Raw genomic sequence first — 15,247 nt, forward strand, 5'->3', positions numbered from 1 at the left:
AAGCTGGCGTGCTCACAGCGGAGACTCGGGAGGCCCGACACGCGCCCGACAGGAGGCGTACGGTGCGCGGTCGGCTGGCTTCCAGGCGAGAATCCGCTAGGCTTGCGGAGTCCCGTTCTGCGGGGCGCGCGAGTGTAGTTCAATGGTAGAACTCCAGCTTCCCAAGCTGGTAGCGCGGGTTCGATTCCCGTCACTCGCTCCGAACGAAGGGCCGCCCGGTGGGCGGCCCTTCTGCGTGTGTCCAGGGTGACGCGCCAGGCTGCTCGCATGCGTCGTTCTGTCTTGTTCGTGATCGGCGGTGTGATCACTGCGCTCGTCCTGACCAGCTGCGCGAACGGCGAGTCCCCGGCTACGTCCCGTTCCGCGGCACCGCCCCGGACGACGGCGAGTCCGACCCCGACGGCGAGCGCCGCTGCACCGGACCAGGAGCGCGTCGGCCGAGCACTCGCGGGCCTCGAACGCGAGTACGACGCGACGGTCGGTGTCGTCGCGACCGACACCGTCACGGGCGACACCATCGTGTACAACGGCGACCGACGCTTCGGCTACGCCTCGACCATCAAGGCGTTCGCCGCGGCACAGTTCCTGCGCTCGGTGCCGCAAGCCGCCCGCGACGAGATCGCGCACTGGACGGCCGCCGACGTCGCGGCTGCGGGGTACTCGCCGGTGACGGAACAGCACGTGGACGACGGGCTGTCGTACGAGCAGCTGGCCGAGGCGGCCGTCCGGATGAGCGACAACACCGCGCTCAACGTCGTGCTCACGCGCATCGGCGGTCCGAGCGGCCTGGACGCCGCGTTGACCGAGCTCGGCGACACCACCACCGAGGTGGTCCACGGCGAGCCGGACCTCAACACCATCGAGCCGGGCAGCACCGAGGACACCACGACCCCGGCGGCGTTCACCGCGGCCCTGGCGACCGCGCTCGACGGCAGCACCCTGAGCGCCGCCGACACCGCGCTGCTGGTCGACTGGATGGGCGGCAACGCGACCGGCGACGCCCTGATCCGCGCCGGTGCCCCGGACGGCTGGGTCGTCGTCGACAAGTCCGGCGGCGCCGGGCCGATCCGGAACGACGTGGCGCGGGTCACACCGCCCGGTGGCGACCCGATCGTGCTCTCCGTCCTGACCACCCGCAACGACCCCGACGCCGCCTACGACGACGCCCTGGTGGCCCGGTCGGCATCGGCGGTGCTCAGCGCGTTCGACCGCTGATCCGACGGTCGTCACACCCGCCGTTGTGCACTGCGTCACGCGACGTCATGAACGACACCTGTCGGTGACCGCGGGACACTACGCTCGCTCCATGTCCTCCCCCGAGTCCCCCGTGATCGTCGTCGGCGCCGGCATCATCGGGCTGAGCGCCGCGTGGCACCTCGCCGGCCTCGGGCAGCGGGTCCTGCTCCTCGACAGCGGGACGGTCGCCGGGGGCACCACCACCGCGGGTGCCGGCTTCGTCGGGCAGTGGGCCGCCGGGTACGCCTGGTACTGGAACGAGTCCGAACGCGACATCGAGCAGTACGGCATCGACTTCTACCGCGACCTCGCCGACGCCGGCCACGGCCCGACCGGGTACCGGCAGAACGGCAACGTCTGGCTGACCGTCACCGAGCAGGGCCGGTCCGACCACCTGCCGCCGTTCGAGCAGCACCCGCTCCGGCCGGCCGGTGCGCGGACGCTCACCCCGGCCGAGGCGGCCGACCTCGTGCCCGGACTCGACCCGACCGCGGTCACCGCGGGCTTCTTGCATCCGGACGGCATCCAGATCAGTGCGCCGGACACGGCCGCAGCGCTGGTGCACGCGGTACGCGCGCGGGGCGTCGAGATCCGCGAGCACACGCCGGTCGTCGGCCTGGAGGCCCGTGGGGGCTCCGTCACGGGCGTCCGGACTGCGAACGGCGAGGTCATCGACGCCGCGAAGGTCGTGCTCGCCGCCGGCAGTTGGACGAACGCGCTGCTGGCACCGCTCGGGCGCGAGCTGCCGACGGTCCGGGTGGTCGCCAGCCGGCTCGTGACGACGCCGTTCGGGCTGCCCGACACCCTGCCGACCCTGATGCTGCCGGAGCTGCACGGCCTGTGGATCCGTGAACACCGCGGCGGCCTGACGTACGGCGCCGGGCCCGGGTACGAGCCGCTGCACGTCGGCGGCACGGACCGGACCACCGACCCCGACCGCCGCCCGGTCCGCACCGACCTGCTCGACGCCATGCGGACGTACTTGCACCCGATCGTGTCTCGGCTGCTACCCGGCGCCGCGAGCATCCTCGGCGTCGACGAGACCGCCACACAGGGCATCGTCTCGATGACCGCCGACCGGAACTTCATCGTCGGCGTGGTCCCCGAGCTCGCGGGGCTCGTGGTGGCCGGCGGCGACAACGAGTCGGGTGTCGCGCACGGCCCGGGCCTCGGGCGGATCGCGGCGGAACTCAGCGTCACGGGCACGACCACACTCGGCGACGCGAGTCGGTACGACCCCGCACGCTTCCCGGCGGCGGCCCCGACCGAGGCCGAGGTGCTCGCGATGATGCCGGCCCGGCGCGAGGCCGACGCCCGACGAGCCGGAGCGCTGGCATGAGCGACGTCCTGAACGACCGGGCGACGACGCACGTCGTGATCGGCGGCGGGGTCGTCGGTGCTGCCACCGCGTACGCCCTCACCCGCCGCGGCGAGCGCGTCCTGCTCGTCGAGCAGCACGCGCGCGGGCACCACAAGGGGTCGTCGCACGGCGCGACCCGGATCTTCCGGCAGGGCTACGCCGACCCCGAGTACGTCGCCCTGACCACCCGGGCGCTCGAGCTGTGGGAAGCCCTCGAAGCCGCGGCGGGCGAGGAACTCATCGTGCGCACCGGTGCCGTCGACCACGGCCGGCCCGAGGTCGTCGACGCCATCGCCGTCGCGCTGACGGACGCCGGCATCCCGCACGAGACCCTCAGCCCGGTCGCCGCTGCCGCACGTTGGCCGGGCATCGCGTTCGAGGGGCACGTGCTCGCACACGCCACCGCCGGTCGCATCAGGTCCGACCGGGCCATCGAGGTCTTCCTCACCCTGGCGGAGCGGACGGGGTTCGCCGACCTGCGCTTCGACACGCGGGTGACCGGGCTCGAGGACCACGGTGACGACGTCAGCGTGATGCTGTCGGACGGGTCCGCCCACCGCACCCCGTCCGTGGTGGCCGCCGTGGGGTCGTGGGCGCCCGCGCTGGTCGGCGACCTGCTCGCCGGACGCGGGGCGGGCCTCCCGGCCATCCGCGTCACCCAGGAGCAGCCCGCTCACTTCCCCAGCCACCTGCCGGACCAGGCGTGGCCGAGCTTCGTGCACTGGGCGGCCGACGACGTGTACGGCCTGCTCACCCCGGGCGAGGGCGTCAAGGTCGGGTTCCACGGCACCGGCCCCGTCGTCGATCCCGACCACCGGGACTTCACACCCGTGTCGGCCGAGGCCGAGCGGCTGCAGGCCTACGTCGCGCGCTACGTGCCCGGCGTCGACGCGACGAAGCCGACGTTCATCAGCTGCCTGTACGACAACTCCCCCGACGAGGACTTCGTCATCGACCGACGTGGACCCGTCACCGTCGCGACCGGCTTCTCCGGCCACGGCTTCAAGTTCGCACCGCTGCTCGGCGACATGATCGCCGACCTCGCGACCGGCGGGGCCGCACATCCCCGTTTCTCCCTCTCGAAACCATCCCCCACAGGAACCCCGTGACGACCCGACTCCTCTCCGCACTCGCGCTCTCCGCTGCCGTCGCCGCCGTGCTCACCGGCTGCGCCTCGACCGGGGCGTCCTCCGACGTCTCCGACGGCCTGGTCGTCGGGACGACCGATCCCGTCACCTCCCTCGACCCGGCAGGGGCCTGGGACCGCGGCAGCTACACGGTGCAGACGCAGCTGTACCAGCACCTGCTCACCTACCCGGCGGGCGGGACCACGACGAGTCCCGAGGTCGCCGAGTCCTGCGACTTCACCGACGGCACCCACTACGTGTGCCGGATCCGCGACGGGCTGACGTTCTCGAACGGCGACGACCTGACGGCGAAGGACGTCGTGTTCTCGTTCGAGCGCCAGGTCGGTGTCGGTTCGGAGAACGGGCCGGGGTCGCTCCTCGCCAACATGGCGTCCGTGGCTGCCGACGGCGACCAGGTCACCTTCACCCTGAAGCAGGCGAACGACCAGACGTTCCCGTACGTGCTCGCGAGCATGGCCGGCGCGATCGTCGACAGCAGTGTGTTCTCGAAGACGGAGATCCACGCGGACGACGGGGTCGTCGGGTCCGGTCCGTACGCGCTGGAGCAGGCCGCCGACGGCGGGGCGACCATCGCGCTGACGGCGAACAAGGAGTACGACGGCACCGCGCCGGAGTCGTCGAGCGTGACGATCAAGCAGTACACGAAGTCCGCCGACCTGAAGCTCGCGGTGCAGGAGGGCGACGCCGACGTGGCGTACCGCCAGCTGACGCCGACCGAGATCACCTCGTTGTCCGAAGACGACGGCCTGCAGCGCGTGCAGGGTTCGTCGGGCGAGGTCCGGTTCCTCGGCTTCAACCTCGACACGATGCCCGGTGACGACACCGCGCAGAAGACCGCGATCCGGCAGGCCGTCGCGGCGACCGTCGACCGCGCGGCGATCGCGAAGGACGTCTACCAGGGCACCTACGCTCCGGCGTACTCGATCGTGCCGTCCGACTTCACCGGCGCGACCGATGCGTTCCAGACGCAGTACGACGGTGCCGATCCCGCGGCCATCCTCGAGAAGGCCGGCGTGCGCACGCCCGTCGCCCTGCCGATCGAGTACACGACCGACCACTACGGTTCCGGGTCGGACGACGAGTACGCACTGATCAAGCAGCAACTCGAGGACACCGGACTGTTCACGGTCGACCTGCAGTCGGCGAGCTGGGACACCTACGTCGGGAACGTCGGCAAGGGCGAGTACCCGGTCTTCCAGCTCGGGTTCTTCCAGGACTACCCCGACGCGTCGTCGTACCTGACGCCGGCCTACGGTTCCGAGGACGTCAACCTGCTCGCGAACCACTTCGATGACCGGGCGGTCCAGCAGCTGGTCGCCGCGCAGGCGGTCGAGGCCGACGCGACCGAGCGGACGAAGCAGATCGAACAGATCCAGCAGGACACCGCCGAGTCCGTCCCGCTCATCCCACTGCTCGCCGGGCAGGAGAACGTCATCGGGCAGAAGTCGCTCACCGGGCTGTCGAAGTCGGTCGACGCCTCGGGCGAGTTCCGCCTCTGGGAGATCGGCCGCTCGTGAGCACCGGAGACGCAGCGCTGCGCGACGCCGTCCGCGCCGGCATGCCCGCGGGGGTCGACGAACTCGCGGCCCTCGTCGCCATCCCGTCCGTGTACGACCCGGGCGTGCAGTCGCTCGACGACTGCCACCGAGCCGCCGAGCGCGTCCGGGCCGGGTTCGAGGGCCTCGGACTGGCAGCGCGCCGCGTCACCACGACGGACGGCTCGCAGGCGGTCATCGCGACCCACCCGGCCCCGGCCGGCGCACCGACGGTCCTGCTCTACGCACACCACGACGTCCAGCCGGCCGGTGACCTGTCCGCGTGGACGAGCGATCCGTGGACGCTGACCGAGCGCGAGGGCCGGCTCTACGGTCGCGGTGCCGCTGACTGCAAGGGCGGGGTCGTCACGCACCTCGTCGCGCTGCGGGCGCTGCTCGACGTGCACGGTGCGTTCCCGGTCGGGCTCGTCGTGGTGGTCGAGGGATCCGAGGAGCAGGGCACCGACGGGCTCGAGCGCTACGTGTCCGACCACGCCGCGGACTTCGCCGACGTCGACACCGCCGTCGTGATGGACGCCGGCAACGCCGCCGTCGGGGTCCCCGCACTGGTGACCACCCTGCGCGGCACCGCGTTCGTCGAACTCGGCGTCCGTGCACTGCGCGGGAACGTGCACTCGGGGATGTTCGGCGGCGCCGCACCCGACGCCATCGCGACCCTGGTCGCCCTGCTCGCCACCGTCCGCGACGACACCGGGGACACCACGGTCGACGGCCTCGACGCCTCGCAGACCTGGGACGGCCTGCCCTACGATGCGACACGGTTCGCGTCCGACGCCGGACTGCTCGACGGCGCGGTGCCGATCGGCTCCGGGGATCCCGCATCCCAGGTCTGGGCGCGGCCGGCGGTGACGGTCGTCGGGATCGATGCGCCAGCCGTGGCGGGGTCGTCACCGTCCGTGCAGGCGACCGCCGGTGCCGCGCTGAACCTCCGGGTGCCGCCGGGCGTCGACCCCGCGGCCGCCGGCGAGCTGCTGGTCGAGCACCTGCTGCGGCGAGCGCCCGCCGGGGTCGAGGTCACCGCGCGGGTCACCGGCACCGGCGACGGGTTCCGGGCGACGGCGGGGCAGTACTCGTCGGCGTTCCGGGAGGCACTGGCGTCGTCCTACCGGACCGCTTCGGCGGGGTCGCTCGGCGGCGGTGGTTCGATCCCGCTCTGTGCGACGCTCGAGCGGGCGATCCCCGGCGTCGAGGTCATCCTCGCCGGGGTGTCCGAGCCGGCCGCGAACGTGCACGCCCCGGATGAGAGCGTCGATCCGTCCGAGATCGAGCACCTGGCCCTGGCCGAGGCGCTCTTCCTCGCGGATCTCGGGGCCGCCCGCGCCTGACGACGCACGGTGCACGTCGCACGTCGCACGACGCCGTCGTCATCGCACGACGCCGTCGTCATCGTTCGACGCCGTCGTCACCGTTCGACGCCTCGAAGTAGTCGAGACGCCCCCGGATCCGGAGGCGTCTCGCGCACTCGGGGGCGTCTCGCGAGGACGCCGGCGTCAGACGAGCGCCGCCGCCGACCCCGACGTCAGACGCCCCCCGGCGTCAAACGCCCGCCGCCGCGCCCGACCCCACCGGCACCGCGGACGGCATGCGACGGGTCCGCACCTGCAGCACCCCGGTCAGCAGCAGCACCACGAGCCCGATCGCCAGCACCACGAGCCCGGCGAGGAACCCGATCACGACGAGCAGCAGTGTCTCGGTGGACATCCCGCCGCCGGTGCCCCCGTCGGGCGTCACTGCTGCAGCGACCGAACCGTCCTCGGGCTGCGCGGCCGTCGCCACGCCGTCGGTCACCGCGAACGGCACCGCCACGACGGTCCCCGCGTCGCCGACGAGCACGACGTGGTGGTCGCCGACCTCCAGACCGGTGGTGTCGACCGTGGCGGTGGCGACGGCGTCGTCCACGGAGAAGTCGTCGCCCTGCACCGGTTCGGAGTAGGTCCACACGCTCCCGCCCGAATCGTCGCCCGTCCACGTCAGACGGAGGTCGAGCTGGTCGCCGGCGCTGACCTCGTCGGGGATCCCGGCGTCGGCGGCTGCGACGGTGCCGATGTCCCCGGCGTCGATCTTGCGCAGCAGTTCGTCCGAGTCCGCGGCCGGGGCGGTGGGCGGCTCTGCGGCCGGCGGGGCCTTCGCCGTGTTCCGGGGCGCCGTGTTCCGGGGCGCGGGGGACTCGGCACGGTTCCCCGGCGCAGTGTCCGATGCGGTGGTGATCGTCGGTGCCGCCGCGGTCGGGGGCAGCTGCACGACGGGCGGCTGGATGACCGTGCCACCGGTGCCGGCGCCGCCACCACCCGAGGTCGGACCGGTCGGCAAGGTGCCGGGGACCGTCTGCCCGGCGAAGTACACCGGGGTGAAGGTCTCGACCGCGGCGTCGGCGGCTCCGTGCGCGCCGATCGTCAGGACGCCACACTGCACGGCACCCGACAAGCAGTCGACGCGCTTGGTCGACTGGCCGGTGAACGACGCGCGCGCGACGATGCCACCCTGGGTGAAACCGGCGTTCTTCGTGCCGCTGAGCTTCGCGGTCGCTGCTGCACCGGTGCCGGTGTTGTCGGGCCAGGCGACGAAGCCCTGGCCGTCCTGACCGGTACCGCCGGCGCCGGGGACGTAGTCGTAGCCCGCACCGGCGGCTCCTCCAGCGCTGGGGTGCTTCGTGACGTAGCCGAACAGCACGTAGAGCCCGGAGCCGTTCGTGTTCTTCGTGAAGCCGGAGCCCGTCACGGTCAGCGTCGTACCGGCCGTCGCGGTGGACAGCCCGGTGGCCGGACGGACGTTCGTCGAGGCGCCCCGGGCGTTCTTCGCCCCGGTGATGGAGCCGTCCGCCCCGACGACCGTCGAACCGCCACCACCGTTCCCGCCACCACCGTTCCCACCACCGCCGCTCCCGCCGCCGTCCCCGCCGCCGGGGTTCGTCGGCGCCTGCACGGTGACACGCAGGGTCGCGGTGTCGGAGGCGACCCGCCCGACGACGGTTGACCCGACGACGTTCGTGGCGACCGCGCGGTACCGGTCGCCGTCCAGGCCCTCGGTGGCGGTGATGCGGAGCGTGCCGGTCGTCGCACCGGAGACCGAGGGACCGTCCTGCAGATCGGCCCAGCCGGACGGCGTCTGCTGCTGCCACTGCACGGTCGGCGTCGGGGTCCCGGTCGTGGTGACGGCGAACGACACCTGCTTCGGCGTCGCCGGGGTCGTGCCGCCGTCCGGACCGGTGGTCGCGCCGGTCAACGTCACGGCGACGTCGGTCGGCTGCTTCGTGACGGAGGGGGTGGTCACGACGGTGAACGTGCGGAGCCCCTGGTCGCGGGCCTCGGTCGCGGCGTTCGTGATCACGACGACCACCCGGCCGTCGGCGGCGAGCACGAACGGGTCACCGGTGTAGGTGCTGCCGGGCGTGTACTCGGTGCCGATCGTGCCCGCGGTGCTGCCGTCGATCGCGTACGCGCGCAGGACGTTGCCCACGTCGGTGGAGCCGGCAGCGGACACCCAGAGACGCTTCGCGGACTCGTCGACGGCCAGGTACGCGGCGCCCCCGACCCGGTCGATCGAGGTCGTCACGGCCGGGGCCCCCCGGAGCGAGACGGCACGGAGCGTGGCGTCGCCGTCGTTGCTCCACCAGGCCCGACCCTGCGCGTCGACGACGGTCCCGCCGGCGGCTCCGGACGTCGCTGCGGCACCGATCGACACGTCGGCGACCGAGGCACCGGTGCCGAGGTCGAGCACACGCGCGAGTGCGGCGGCCTGGTCGAACACGACGGCACGCTTCCCCACCCAGTCGATGCCGACCGACGAGATCGTGCCCGCGACCGACCCGATGCGCTCGGCGGTCCGGGTCACGGCACGGACGGTCCCGCCGGCGGGGCTGGGGCCGACCTCGGACACCGCACCCGAACCAGGGACCGACCCAGCACCCGCTGCCGCACCGACGGCGGCCACCCGCACCAGCCCCGCGGACCCGCCGTTCGCGGCCGGGGCGACCTGGGCGACGATCGAGCCGTCGGCGGGGTCGACCGCGAACGCCTTCGCGGCGGGCACCGCGACGGACGGCTTCACGTGCACGACGTCCCGGTACGCGGCATCCGTGCCGCGCTCGACGACGACCCACCCCTGGACGTTCGCACCGGTGCCCCCGAACTCCGCGGCGGGCAGTGACGCCGTGGCGACGATGTTGCCCGTGGACGGGTCGACGCTCGGCTTCGCGGTGGCGACTCCGGGGTCGATGGGCCCGGCCACGCGCTTCCCGTCGTCGTCCACGACGAAGTAACTGGCCTTGGCGGTTCCGACAGGCGGTACCTGGAGGACGTTCACGGCGCGCGGGGCGTCCCGCACCACGGTGGTGATCCGGCCGACGGTCGTGTCGCCGACGGCGGTCTGCACCCCAGTGCTGACCACCCCGGCGACACCGGGGTGGCTGAACTCCTGACCGCCGCCCGTGCCCTCGGCGGCCCAGTCGCCAGTGACCGCGATCGACAGGGGGTCGAGTGCGGTGCCCGCCGAGTAGAACTGCGTCGGGTTGCTGCCGCCGGTGATGTCCGCCGCGAAGGCCGCTGCGCCCGCGGTGGTGATCGTCGTCGGCAGACCGGTCCACGAGTACTTCCCGTCGGTGACCGAGCGGGTGCCCTTGGTGACGTCGATCGTCGCGAACGCGATGCGCTTCGTCCCCGGGTCGGACGTCGTCGCTCCGGTCGTGGGGTCGACCAGCCGCACGTCCACCCCGGCGGTCAGCGAGCCGGTGGTCGGCGTGAGCTCGATCGCCGGGTCGCGCAGCGAGATCACGAACGTGTGCGCCCGGTAGTCGAACACCATCGCTCCGGAGCCTGCGACCGTGAGCTTCCGCGTGCCGGGGTCGTAGCTGCCGCCCGATGCGGTGAACCGGAACGTGCCGTCGGCGTTCTTCGAGGCGCCACCACTCACGGACTGGCCCGCGGCGGGCACGTAGTTCCGGAACGACTGCTTGAACCCCCAGTCGAGCGTCCCACCCGACACGGTGGCGGCGGGACCCGCGGCGTCGGCAGCGGTCGCCGTCGGCGCGGTGCCGACGACGGCCGCCGTCAGGCCGATGACGGCGGCAACGGTGGCACTGAGCGCCCGGAGGCGGCGGGCCGGTCTGGTCTGGGTGTGCATCGGGTCCTCAGGTCGGGTGGTGCGAGCAGGAACAGGGCGGTGGCCAGGGCGTGCACGGACCGCCACACGGCGGCTCGGGCGTGCCCCGACCGCCACACGGTGGCCAGGGCAGACCCGGACCACCACACGGCGCCCCGGACGTCCCCGGGGCACCGCGGCGGTCACCAGGTGACGGGGACCTGGACCTCGTCGAGGTCGGCCGGGTCGTTCGCGACACCGTGGGCCGAGAACGTCTGCACGAAGCACTCGTACTGCCCGAGCGCCGCGTTGGCGCTCGCGGTCTTCGCGGCGTCGTAGTCGCAGCTCACGGTCGCCGCCGCGTCACCGGTGTGGTGCGGGTCGGCCGTGTAGGACTTCGCGATGTCGATGGTCGTGGTGAAGCCACCGCCGGCCGAGAACGCGCTCTTCGACACCCACTGCGCCGACGCGAACCAGCCGGAGTTGGTGGCGTAGTCCGCCTGCTTGGGGCCGTAGACGACGTAGACGCCGAAGCCGCGGCCCTGGGCGTTGCCGTCGAAGCCGTCACCGGTCACCGTGACCGTGCCGTTCGAGACGCCCTGGACGGCCCCCGAGCCGTCCGTGACGACCGAGGCCGGTCCGCTGACCGACAGGCTGGCGCCGTAGTCGTTGGTGACCGCCGTCGCGGCGGACGCGCTGACGGCGGGCAGGACGGCGATGCCGACCGCTGCGACCCCTGCCGCGAGCGTGATCCCGAACGAGCGTGCGATTCGTGCCATGTCGGTGTTCCCTTTCGATGAGGGCGCCCACTGTGAGCGCCCGGGTCTGGTGGTCCTACGAGGCGTCGGGGGCGACGTCGGCCGCGCGTCGTGCGGTGCGCCGGGAGTGCACGATCGCGAAGGCGACGAGTGCGGCGACGGCCACGACGAGTGCGGACAGCCCGCCGAGCACGATCCGCAGCACGGTCGGGTCGATCCCGGCCGCAGCGGCAGCGACGGCCGAGGGGGTCGCCGCCGGCGCGGTGGGCGTCGCCGGTGCCGTGGGGAGCGCGGTCGCGGTGGGCGTCGCGGTCGGCCGCGTGGTCGCCTTCGCGGTCGCGCTCGCCGCGGACGACGGCTCGGCGGGCGGACGGGAGGCACTGCCCGCGTCCGTCGTGTCGGCCTGCGCCTGTCCGGTGGTCGCCCTGGTGCCGCCACCGGCCAGCGTTCCGCCGCTGCCGTACAGGTTCTGGACGGAGACCGGGGTGAACGACTCGTTGTTCGCGTTCGCGACGCCGTGCGCGCCGATCGTGATGATCCCGCACTGCACGACCGAGCAGTCGACGGTCGTCGCCGCGCCGTTCCGGTCGAGTGCCTGGAACGTCGAACCGGGGACCTTCAGGGTCGCCGACCAGGTGCCGGTGGCGGAGTCGACCGTGCCCCCGTTCGCCGCGGACGCGGTGGAACTGCCCTCGAAGGCGACGAAGTCGAGGTACCCGGTGGGGTTCGACTCGTCGTCGGGCACGTAGCTGTAGTCCACGCCGGTCGCGCCGCCCTTGCTCGGCTGCCAGGTGCCGTTCACGGTGCCGAACGCCACGTAGATGCCGCCGTACCCGTTCTTGATGCCCTGGAACCCGGAGCCGCTCAGGCGCAGCGTCGTCAGGTAGGTCGAGTCGACCTGGTTCGTCACCTCGGGGTGCCCCTCGATCGCGACGCTGACCCGGCCGGCTGCCGAGGCGGGGGCGGCGCCGACCACGGCGGCTCCCCCGGCGCTCAGCGCGACGAGCAGTCCGGCGAGCGCGAGCCGGAGCGGGCGGGTGCGGGTGGTCACGAGGACGCCTCCTGGAGGGTTCTGGACGGCACGACGACGGGCGTGCCGGTGTTCGGGTCGGGCACGACGGTGACCGGGTGCCGGTAGACCGCGCCGATGCGGGCGGCGGTCAGGACGTCGGTCGGTGTGCCGTCGGCGACGATCCGGCCTCCGGCGAGCATGGCGACGCGGTCGGCGTACGCACCGGCGAGGCTCAGGTCGTGGAGCACCACGACGACGGCGCCGCCGGCCTGCGCGTGTGCCCGGGCGACGGCCAGCACGGCCTCCTGGTGCCGCAGGTCGAGGGCGGCGGTCGGCTCGTCGAGCAGCAGCACCGGGGTCGACTGCGCCAGGACCCGGGCGAACGACGCCCGGGCACGTTCGCCGCCGGACAGCGAGGGGAACGCCTGGTCGATCCGGTCGGCGAGCTCGACCTGGTCGAGGACCCGTGCGACCACGGTGTCGTCGTCGACCGCGCGCGGGGTCCCCCGCCACGGCGCCCGGCCCATCCGGACGACCTCGCCGACGCGGAACCCGAAGGCCACGGCGGTGTCCTGCTCGAGCACGGCGCGGCGACGGGCGGTGGCGATCGGGGCCTCACCGCCGGTGTGCACCCCGTCGATCGTGATCGTGCCGCTGTGTGCGAGGTCACCGGCGATCGCCCGGAGCAGGGTCGACTTGCCGGCACCGTTCGGACCGACGAGCGCCAGGACCTCGCCCGTGCGCACCGTCAGGTCGACGTCGGCGAGCAGGCGGCGTCCGTCGACGACGACCCCGAGCCCGGAGACCACGACCGCACCGATCGCCACCGCCCCGCCGGTACGCGGACCGGTCACGCTCGCCGGGGTCATGCCCAGCCGCCCGACCGACGGCGCGCACGGCGCAGCAGCCAGAAGAAGAACGGGCCGCCGACGAGCGAGGTCAGCATGCCGATCGGCAGGTCCGCGTACGGCACCAGGGTGCGGGCGAGCAGGTCGGCGATCGTCAGCAGCAGTGCGCCGCCGAGCGTCGAGACGAGCAGGAGCGGTCCGTGCGCCGGACCGATGACCATCCGCATCAGGTGCGGGACGACGAGCCCGACGAACGCGATGATGCCGGCGAACGCGACCGCGGCCCCGACGAGCAGGGCTACCACGACGATTGCGACGACCCGGACGGCCTCGACCCGCACCCCGACGTGCCGCGCGGCCCGGTCGCCGAGGGCGAGCAGGTCGAGCGAACGCGTCAGCACGACGGCCCCGACGAGTCCGACGCCGATCACGGGGGTGATCGCTGCGGCCTGGTCCCACATCGAGCCGTTCAGCGATCCGAGCTGCCAGAAGACGATCTGTTCGCGCGCCTGCTGGTCGCCGAGGAACGTCAGGAAGGCCAACCCCGCCCCGGTGAACGCGTTCACCGCGATGCCGGTGAGCAGGAGCGTGACGACCTCGGTGCGGCCGCCGGCGCGGGAGAGCCCGTAGACGAGCAGCGTCGCGAGCAGGCCTCCGGCGAACGCCAACAGCGGGGTCGTCCAGTACCCGGCGAACTGCAGTCCGAACACGATCGAGGCGCACGCCCCGAAGGCCGCACCGCCGGACACCCCGACGACCCCGGGGTCGGCCAGTGGGTTCGCGAACACGGCCTGCATGAGCACACCGGCGGCGGCGAGCGCGGCACCGATCACCAGCGCCATCACCACACGGGGGAACCGGATCGTCCACAGCGCCTGGGTGACGAGGTCGTCCGCGGGGCCGTCCACCGGCAGCCCGACCGAGCGGGCCACGGTCCGGAGCACCTCGGCCGGCGAGATGCCGAGCTGCCCGACGCTCGCCGACACCAACGTCGCGACGACGAGCCCCGCCACGAGCGCGATCGTCAGCAGCGTGATGCGGCCGACCCGCGACCTGGACGTGACCGCCGGTGCTGCGGGGACGTGCGTGGCGGGCGCGATCCGTTCCTCCCGGACGGTCACGAGGCGTCCGCCGGACCGTAGATCGCCGCTGCCAACGCGGCCACGATCTCGGGCGTGCGCGGCCCGAAGCTCATCACCGTCGTGTCGGCCATGTCCACGATGCGGCGGTGCTCGCCCGCCGGCGTCTTCGCGATCGCGGGGACCCGCTGGAGCAGTCCGTCGACCCCGTCGACGGACTCGAGCCCCTTGGTCATCATGATGACCAGGTCCGGCTGCATCGCGACGAGCGCCTCGGCGTTGACCGGCCGCATGCCCGTCCAGTCCTGCTCCGTCGCGACGTCCCGCCCGCCGACCGCGTCGATCAGCGAGTCGGCGCCGGACTCGCTGCCGAACAGGTAGTAGACGCCGGCGTTCCCCCGCACGTACAGGAACACCATCTTCAGCTTGTCGGCCGTCGCGGTCGGCGCGATCCGCGCCACCTGCTCGGCGACGGCCCGCTGCTGGGCGTGCACCTCGGCGGCCAGGCGGTCACCCGTCGCCGGTACGCCGAGCGCGGTCGCGACCTGCTCGATGATCGCGTCGGTGTTCGTGGTGTCCCGGTGCGGGTCCAGGACGACCACGGGGACCCCGGCCTTCCGGATCTGCAGGACGACGTCCCACGGCCCGAGCGAGGTGTCGGTGAGCAGCACCGTGGGCCGGAGCGCGAGGATCGCCTCGGCGGAGAGCTCATGGCCGTTCTGGGTGACGAGCGGCAGGTCCTCGGTGCCCGCGAAGCCGGTCGACACATCGCGACCGACCAGGTGGTCCCCCAGGCCGAGGCCGTACACGGTGGACGACAGCGTGCCGGAGATGTCGAGCGCGAGGATCCGGTCCGCACTCGTGACGGTCACCTCGGTGTCCTGGTTGTCGGTGACGGTGACGGGCAGCTCGGGCTCGTCGACCGTGCTCGCCGTCGGCGGCAGGTCGGTCGCCAGGGTCGCGGTGCGCTCGCCGGTCACGTCCCTCGCGTCGGTCACCGGTGCGATGGTCTGGAGGCCCGCGGCCGGGTCCATCGCGCTCGTCCCGCGACCCGCGGCGTGCGTCGCACCCGCGGTGCCGGCACCAGCGCCCGTGCAGCCGGTCGCCACGGCGAGGACGACGAGGGCGGACGCTGCGGCCGTGAGGGCGCGACGGAGTGACGACATGGAGATGA

The 15,247-nt window shown here is 73.2% G+C and carries 11 protein-coding genes and 1 tRNA gene; 6 read left to right on the forward strand and 6 right to left on the reverse strand.

The genetic code is table 11. The annotated features are described in order from the left end of the window. Positions 1 to 128: 128 nt before the first annotated feature. From ITJ59_RS01545 to ITJ59_RS01570, 6 genes are all read left to right on the forward strand, one after another. A tRNA-Gly gene (locus ITJ59_RS01545) sits at positions 129 to 199 on the forward strand. A gap of 68 nt (positions 200 to 267) precedes the next feature. Beyond that, positions 268 to 1,215 carry a class A beta-lactamase gene (gene bla / locus ITJ59_RS01550; protein WP_194649388.1) on the forward strand — a complete coding sequence of 316 codons (948 nt, stop codon included), beginning with the start codon at positions 268 to 270 and terminating at the stop codon, positions 1,213 to 1,215. A gap of 91 nt (positions 1,216 to 1,306) precedes the next feature. After that, on the forward strand, positions 1,307 to 2,575 hold the full coding sequence (locus ITJ59_RS01555) for an NAD(P)/FAD-dependent oxidoreductase (protein WP_194649389.1): 1,269 nt from the start codon (positions 1,307 to 1,309) through the stop codon (positions 2,573 to 2,575). Continuing rightward, positions 2,572 to 3,705 (forward strand): FAD-dependent oxidoreductase, encoded by a 1,134-nt coding sequence (locus tag ITJ59_RS01560; RefSeq protein ID WP_194649390.1) that lies wholly within the window; start codon positions 2,572 to 2,574, stop codon positions 3,703 to 3,705. The genes ITJ59_RS01555 and ITJ59_RS01560 overlap by 4 nt, the downstream gene beginning before the upstream one ends. Next, a complete protein-coding gene (locus tag ITJ59_RS01565) occupies positions 3,702 to 5,261 on the forward strand; it encodes an ABC transporter substrate-binding protein (RefSeq protein WP_194649391.1) in 1,560 nt (519 codons plus the stop codon). The genes ITJ59_RS01560 and ITJ59_RS01565 overlap by 4 nt, the downstream gene beginning before the upstream one ends. Beyond that, a complete protein-coding gene (locus ITJ59_RS01570; RefSeq protein WP_323749364.1) occupies positions 5,258 to 6,625 on the forward strand; it encodes a M20/M25/M40 family metallo-hydrolase in 1,368 nt (455 codons plus the stop codon). The genes ITJ59_RS01565 and ITJ59_RS01570 overlap by 4 nt, the downstream gene beginning before the upstream one ends. 211 nt (positions 6,626 to 6,836) lie before the next feature. Here the strand turns inward: ITJ59_RS01570 and ITJ59_RS01575 are convergent, their stop codons facing one another. The 6 genes from ITJ59_RS01575 to ITJ59_RS01600 all read right to left on the reverse strand — a co-directional run bounded on the left by ITJ59_RS01575 (position 6,837) and on the right by ITJ59_RS01600 (position 15,239). Further along, entirely contained in the window at positions 6,837 to 10,418 is a 3,582-nt protein-coding gene (locus ITJ59_RS01575; protein WP_194649392.1) for an HtaA domain-containing protein, read from the reverse strand. 161 nt (positions 10,419 to 10,579) lie between these two features. Beyond that, positions 10,580 to 11,155 carry a hypothetical protein gene (locus ITJ59_RS01580; protein ID WP_194649393.1) on the reverse strand — a complete coding sequence of 192 codons (576 nt, stop codon included), beginning with the start codon at positions 11,153 to 11,155 and terminating at the stop codon, positions 10,580 to 10,582. A 55-nt stretch (positions 11,156 to 11,210) separates the two neighbouring features. Further along, positions 11,211 to 12,185, reverse strand: coding sequence for a hypothetical protein (locus ITJ59_RS01585; protein WP_194649394.1), 975 nt, complete (start codon positions 12,183 to 12,185; stop codon positions 11,211 to 11,213). Further along, positions 12,182 to 13,000 carry a heme ABC transporter ATP-binding protein gene (locus ITJ59_RS01590; RefSeq protein ID WP_323749365.1) on the reverse strand — a complete coding sequence of 273 codons (819 nt, stop codon included), beginning with the start codon at positions 12,998 to 13,000 and terminating at the stop codon, positions 12,182 to 12,184. Before ITJ59_RS01590 ends, ITJ59_RS01585 begins: the two co-directional genes overlap by 4 nt. Positions 13,001 to 13,011: 11 nt before the next feature. Then, positions 13,012 to 14,115, reverse strand: coding sequence for a FecCD family ABC transporter permease (locus ITJ59_RS01595; protein WP_416354848.1), 1,104 nt, complete (start codon positions 14,113 to 14,115; stop codon positions 13,012 to 13,014). Beyond that, positions 14,112 to 15,239, reverse strand: coding sequence for a heme/hemin ABC transporter substrate-binding protein (locus tag ITJ59_RS01600; protein WP_194649396.1), 1,128 nt, complete (start codon positions 15,237 to 15,239; stop codon positions 14,112 to 14,114). The genes ITJ59_RS01595 and ITJ59_RS01600 overlap by 4 nt, the downstream gene beginning before the upstream one ends. Positions 15,240 to 15,247 lie beyond the last annotated feature (8 nt).

It is taken from the genome of Curtobacterium sp. VKM Ac-1393 (assembly GCF_015350995.1).
GTDB lineage: Bacteria > Actinomycetota > Actinomycetes > Actinomycetales > Microbacteriaceae > Curtobacterium.